Genomic DNA, 5,153 nt, shown 5'->3' on the forward strand with positions numbered 1-5,153 from the left:
CAAGGGTCGAGATATATGGAGAGCTAGCCCCCTCATCCGACCCTTCGGGCCACCTTCTCCTCGGCGGGGAGAAGAAAAGGGCGGCAAGGTCTTGCCCAATATCGTTGAGACGGCGGATAAACCCGCCGCCTCATTGTCTTTCACGCCTCCAGCCACTTCACCTGCTCGGCCGTCAGCCTGATATCCAGCGCCGAAAGACTATCCTCCAGCTCCGCAATCGTGCGCGGCCCGATCAGCGGAATGACCGGGAAAGGCTGGGCGATGACATAGGCGAGCGCGATATGGATCGGGTGGCGGCCGAGTTTCTGCGCAAGCTCGATTGCCCGGTCGCGGCGGACGAAGTTGCGGTCGGAATACCAGACGCGGACGATTTCTTCATCGTCATGCTTGTCGCGCCCTGCCCGGTCGGTGAAGAAACCGCGCCCCTGGCTGGACCAGGCGAAATTGGGGATCTGGCGTGATTGCAGCCAAGCCTTCCACTCGTCGTCCGATGCCGCGACGCAGCCCGCCCAGATGGGATCGAGCATTTCCGCCAGCGAGAAATTGTTGGAAAGCGCGGCCGGAGCCTGCTTGCCGTTCTTCGCAGCATAGGCGGCCGCCTCATCCATGCGCTCGCGCGTCCAGTTGGAACCGCCGAAAATGCCGCGAATGCGCCCGCGCCGGACTTCGGCATCCATCGCATCGACGAACTCGCCGACCGGAACCTCCAGATTATCGCGATGCATAAAATAGGCGTCGACATAATCCGTCTTCAGCCGCGTGAGCGACTGATCGAGCTGCTTTGCGATCATATCAGGATAGCAGAGCGGCGAATGTGCCCCCTTGCCGATCAGCACGATCTCTTCGCGCGGCACGTTGCGGCTGGTGTGCCAGTCACCGAAAATCGCCTCGGTCTTTCCTGCACCATAAACATAGGCCGTATCGAAGAGATTGCCGCCCGCCTCGTAAAAGGCATCCAGCGTCAGGGATGCGGAGGCGAAGTTGGGGAAGAATTCGAAACCGAGCGCGACCACGGAAGCGGGCTTGGCAAGGCCTGGTATCTGCCGCTTCGGCACTGCGTTTCCGGCCACGACCTTGCCGCCGGTAATATTGGCAATGCGCGACGTTGCTTTTTCAATGTTGTATTCCAGACCGACGGAAGCCCGCCACTGATCCATGACACGCAGGTTGCCGAGGCTGTCCGCCCAGGCCATGCCGGGTGCATCGAATTCCTTTTTACCCTGCCGGATTGCCTCGCCGGCCGCGTCGACCTCGAAGGAATAAAGCCAGCGATCCTCCGGCAGCTCGATGGCTTCCACCTTGTCGCCCCTGATGATATCGATCCGCCCGGTGCCGCCCTTGTGGCCGGCGGCGAACCAGAAATCCTTGACCTCGATACGGCCTTCCGAGCCGATGATGCGCAGCACATTGTCCTGCGCTGCCATGATCGAGCAAGAGACTTCGGCGACGATGCCGTTTGCGAATTTCAGCACGGCCGAGGCCCATTCATCAACGCCCGACTGGCCGAGATGCGCCGCACCCGCAACCTTTTCCGGCTCGGCAAAGGGTTTTCCATCCACGGCGCCGGCGATCATCCGCACCATGGAAACCGGATAGCCACCGACATCGAGAATGCCGCCGCCCGCCTTTTCATTGGCGAAAAGCCGGTGATCGGCCCGGAACGAGCCCATGTTGAAACCGAAGCTGGAGCGGATGATGCGGATATCGCCGACGGCGCGGGCTTTCACCAGTTCCAGCAGTTTCGCCGTCTGCGGGTGCAGGCGATACATATAGGCTTCGCCCGCGAAGACGTCGGCCTTTTTCGCCTCGTGGAAAATGGCGTCGGCATCATAGGCGGAAAGCGCAATGGGCTTTTCCACCAGCACGTTTTTACCCGCCCGGATTGCCTTGATCGCCCATTCGGCATGGCCGGTATGGGGTGTGGCGATATAGACGGCGTCGATATCGGGATCGGCAAGCAGCGCATCGTACCCATGGATGATGCGCGCACCGGCAAAGGCCTCGGCAAGGCCGGGCTTGTCCGGATTGCGGGTGGCGATGGCCTCTAACCTGCCGGTGCGGGAATGCGCGATACCATCGGCAAAAGTTCTGGCAATGGTGCCCGGGCCGATGATGCCCCAGCGGATCGGTTGTACGGTCGTCATGAAATCCTCGTCCTTCATATCAGTCTTGGGTGCTTGGGAAAGGGTTCAGCGCAGGCGGTCGCCCTTGCTGTCGAAAAGGAAAGCCCGGCGGGCGGAGAGGCCGACCGTCAGCCGGTCGCGATTGCCGACATCGCGCGATTCCGGCCGCTCGATGATGAGCTGCTCGCCGCCTTCGGTACGGGCATAGACATAGCTGGTATTGCCGAGATGTTCGGCGACATCGACATGAACGGTGAGATCGGCATCGCCCGCGCCCGCATCGGCAAAATGTTCAGGCCGGATGCCGAGCGAGACCCTGGCTCCCTCGTTCAAACCGGCCGTGACCGGCAGGCTCAGCCGCACCGCAGGATCGCTGTCGAGGGAGAGCGTAACGCCTTCCGCGCCGCTGCCGACGATGGTGGCTTCCAGAAAATTCATCTTCGGCGAACCGACGAAACCGGCAACGAAGCGGTTGGCGGGATCGTCGTAAAGATCGAGCGGCGCGCCGACCTGTTCGATATTGCCGGCCCTCAGCACCACGATCTTGTCGGCCAGCGTCATCGCCTCGGTCTGGTCATGCGTCACGTAGATCATCGTGGTGCCGAGCTGCTTGTGCAGCCGCGAGATTTCCACGCGCATCTGCACCCGCAATTCCGCATCGAGGTTGGACAGCGGCTCATCGAACAGGAAGACCTGCGGTTCGCGCACGATGGCGCGGCCGATGGCCACGCGCTGGCGCTGGCCGCCGGAAAGCTGTTTCGGTCGGCGCTGCATCAACTCGTTTATCTGCAGGATTTCGGCGGCGCGGTTGACCCGCTTTTGCGTATCGGCCTTGGGGTTACCGTTCATTCTGAGACCGAAGGAGAGGTTTTCGGCCACCGTCATATGCGGATAAAGCGCATAGGACTGGAACACCATGGCAATGCCGCGATCGGCCGGATCGGCATCGCTGACCGTCTTGCCGCCGATCACGATATCACCGCCGGAAATATCCTCCAGCCCGGCGATCATTCTGAGAAGCGTGGATTTGCCGCAGCCGGAGGGGCCGACGAAAACGACGAACTCCCCGTCCTTTACCTCCAGATTTGCGCCATGGATCACTTCCAGCGCGCCGTAACGCTTGACCACGTTGTTGAGCGAAAGTTCCGCCATGCGGCCTCCTTACTTGACTGCCCCGGCGGAAATGCCGGCGATGAAGTGGCGCTGCAAAGCCACGAAAACCACGAGAATGGGTGCGGTGAGCAGCACCGCGCCGGCCATGATGCCGCCCCATGACACTTTGGTGAGCCCGATGAGGGTGCCAAGCGCCACGGGTGCGGTCATCATTCCTGGGCGGGAATTGATGAGAAGCGGCCAGAGATAATTGTTCCACGAGGCCAGAAAGAGAATGATCGACAGCGCCGCCATGGTGGGCCGTGCGAGCGGCAAAGCGATGCGCAGGAATATCTGCCACTCCTTGACGCCCTCCACTCGCGCCGCGTCAAAAAGTTCCGTCGGCATCATCGAGAAGGATTGCCGCATGAACAGTACGCCGAGCGAGTTGAACAGCGGCGGCACGATCAGCGCCACCCAGGTGTTGGCGAGCTTGAATTCCCGCGCCACCATGATGAATTGCGGAATGACAACGACGGCAAAAGGCAAAGTGATGGTGCCGAGAATGATGGCGATCACCACCCCGCGTCCCGCAAAACGATAACGCGCCAGCGCCCAGCCGGCCATTGACGTCAGGAACACCGAAAGGGCGGTGTAAATGACGGCGACGGTGATCGAGATGAACATGGCCCTGAGGAAATTGGTATCCGCCTGCAGATTGTTGAAATTCTCGACGAAATTGGTGGATGGCACCAGAACAATGTCCGGGCTGAAAATGCCGTAATCCGGCATGGTCGAGAACACGAACATCATCCACAGCGGAAACAGCCAGATGATGGCAAGCGGCGTCAGCGCCGCATGCAGCGCGATCTTCTGCCAGAAAAGCGATCTCGATTTCGATCTCATTTTGGCTCCCTCCCGACCCAGAGATTGAGGAGTGAAATGGCGATGGCGAGCGCCGCCATGGTGTAGGCAATGGCCGAGGCGTAACCGAAATTGAGCGAGGTGAAGCCCTGCCGGTAAAGGAACAGCCCCAGCGTCTCCGTGCCGCCGCCCGGCCCACCCCTGTTGGTGATGAGGAAGGGTTCGGCAAACAGCTGCATGGTGCCGATGACCGACAGGACAACGCAGAAGAGGATGATGGGTTTGAGGAGCGGCAGGGTGATGTGGAAGAACTGCTGGCGCTTGCTCACCTTGTCCAGCGTCGCCGCTTCATAGACGTCGCCGGGGATCGATTGCAGCCCGGCGAGAATGATGATGGCGTTATACCCCGCCCAGCGCCATGTCACCGCAATGATGACCAGCGCCATCGCCGCGTTGGCATTGTCGAACCACGAGATGGGCGAAAGGCCGACTGAGGTGATGAGCTTGTTGATGATGCCGAAATCGGCGCTGAACATCAGCCGGAACACCGCCGCATAGGCCACCTCGCCGACGACGACAGGCGCAAAAAAGGCAAAGCGATAAAGCGGCCGCGCCTTCAGGAGCGGCGAATTCAACAGCACCGCCATGACCGTGGCGAGCGCGATCATCACGGGCACCTGAATGACCAGAATGATCAGCGTATTATAAAGCGCATTATAAAAGGCCGGATCGGAAACCAGCCGCCCCCAGTTCATGGAAGGCGCAAACCGCCACGGATTGATCCGCGTGTTCTGGAACGACAGCATGAACGAGCTGATGATCGGCCAGACCCAGAAGGTGGCGAAGATCAGGAGATAGGGCGCAAGGAACGCATAAGCGATCCTGTTCCTTGACGGCATGACGACCTCCATGTGCCGGACGATGGCCGGATAAATGGAAAAGCTTCAGAAAGAGCGCGCCCCTATGTGGGGAATGCCTTTGCAAAACGGTGCGGCCTATTTCTTCTCCCCGAGGGGGAGAAGGTGGCCCGAAGGGTCGGATGAGGGGGCTAGCTCTCCGGATATCTCTACCCTC

Annotated in this window: 4 protein-coding genes; all 4 read right to left on the minus strand. The window is 60.5% G+C overall.

The genetic code is table 11. The features are described 5' to 3' along the window. Positions 1–140: 140 nt before the first annotated feature. From AGR13A_RS14885 to AGR13A_RS14900, 4 genes are read right to left on the minus strand one after another with little or no spacing between them, the layout of a single operon-like run. Positions 141–2,144, minus strand: a complete 2,004-nt coding sequence (locus AGR13A_RS14885; RefSeq protein WP_080840199.1) for an aldo/keto reductase — start codon at positions 2,142–2,144, stop codon at positions 141–143. Between the two features lie 45 nt (positions 2,145–2,189). Next, entirely contained in the window at positions 2,190–3,275 is a 1,086-nt protein-coding gene (locus AGR13A_RS14890; RefSeq protein ID WP_080837047.1) for an ABC transporter ATP-binding protein, read from the minus strand. Between the two features lie 9 nt (positions 3,276–3,284). Continuing rightward, positions 3,285–4,121, minus strand: coding sequence for a carbohydrate ABC transporter permease (locus AGR13A_RS14895; protein WP_080837049.1), 837 nt, complete (start codon positions 4,119–4,121; stop codon positions 3,285–3,287). Continuing rightward, positions 4,118–4,978 (minus strand): carbohydrate ABC transporter permease, encoded by an 861-nt coding sequence (locus AGR13A_RS14900; RefSeq protein ID WP_080840201.1) that lies wholly within the window; start codon positions 4,976–4,978, stop codon positions 4,118–4,120. Before AGR13A_RS14900 ends, AGR13A_RS14895 begins: the two co-directional genes overlap by 4 nt. Between the last annotated feature and the right edge of the window lie 175 nt (positions 4,979–5,153).

This window comes from Agrobacterium genomosp. 13 str. CFBP 6927, assembly GCA_900012615.1.
Classification (GTDB): domain Bacteria; phylum Pseudomonadota; class Alphaproteobacteria; order Rhizobiales; family Rhizobiaceae; genus Agrobacterium.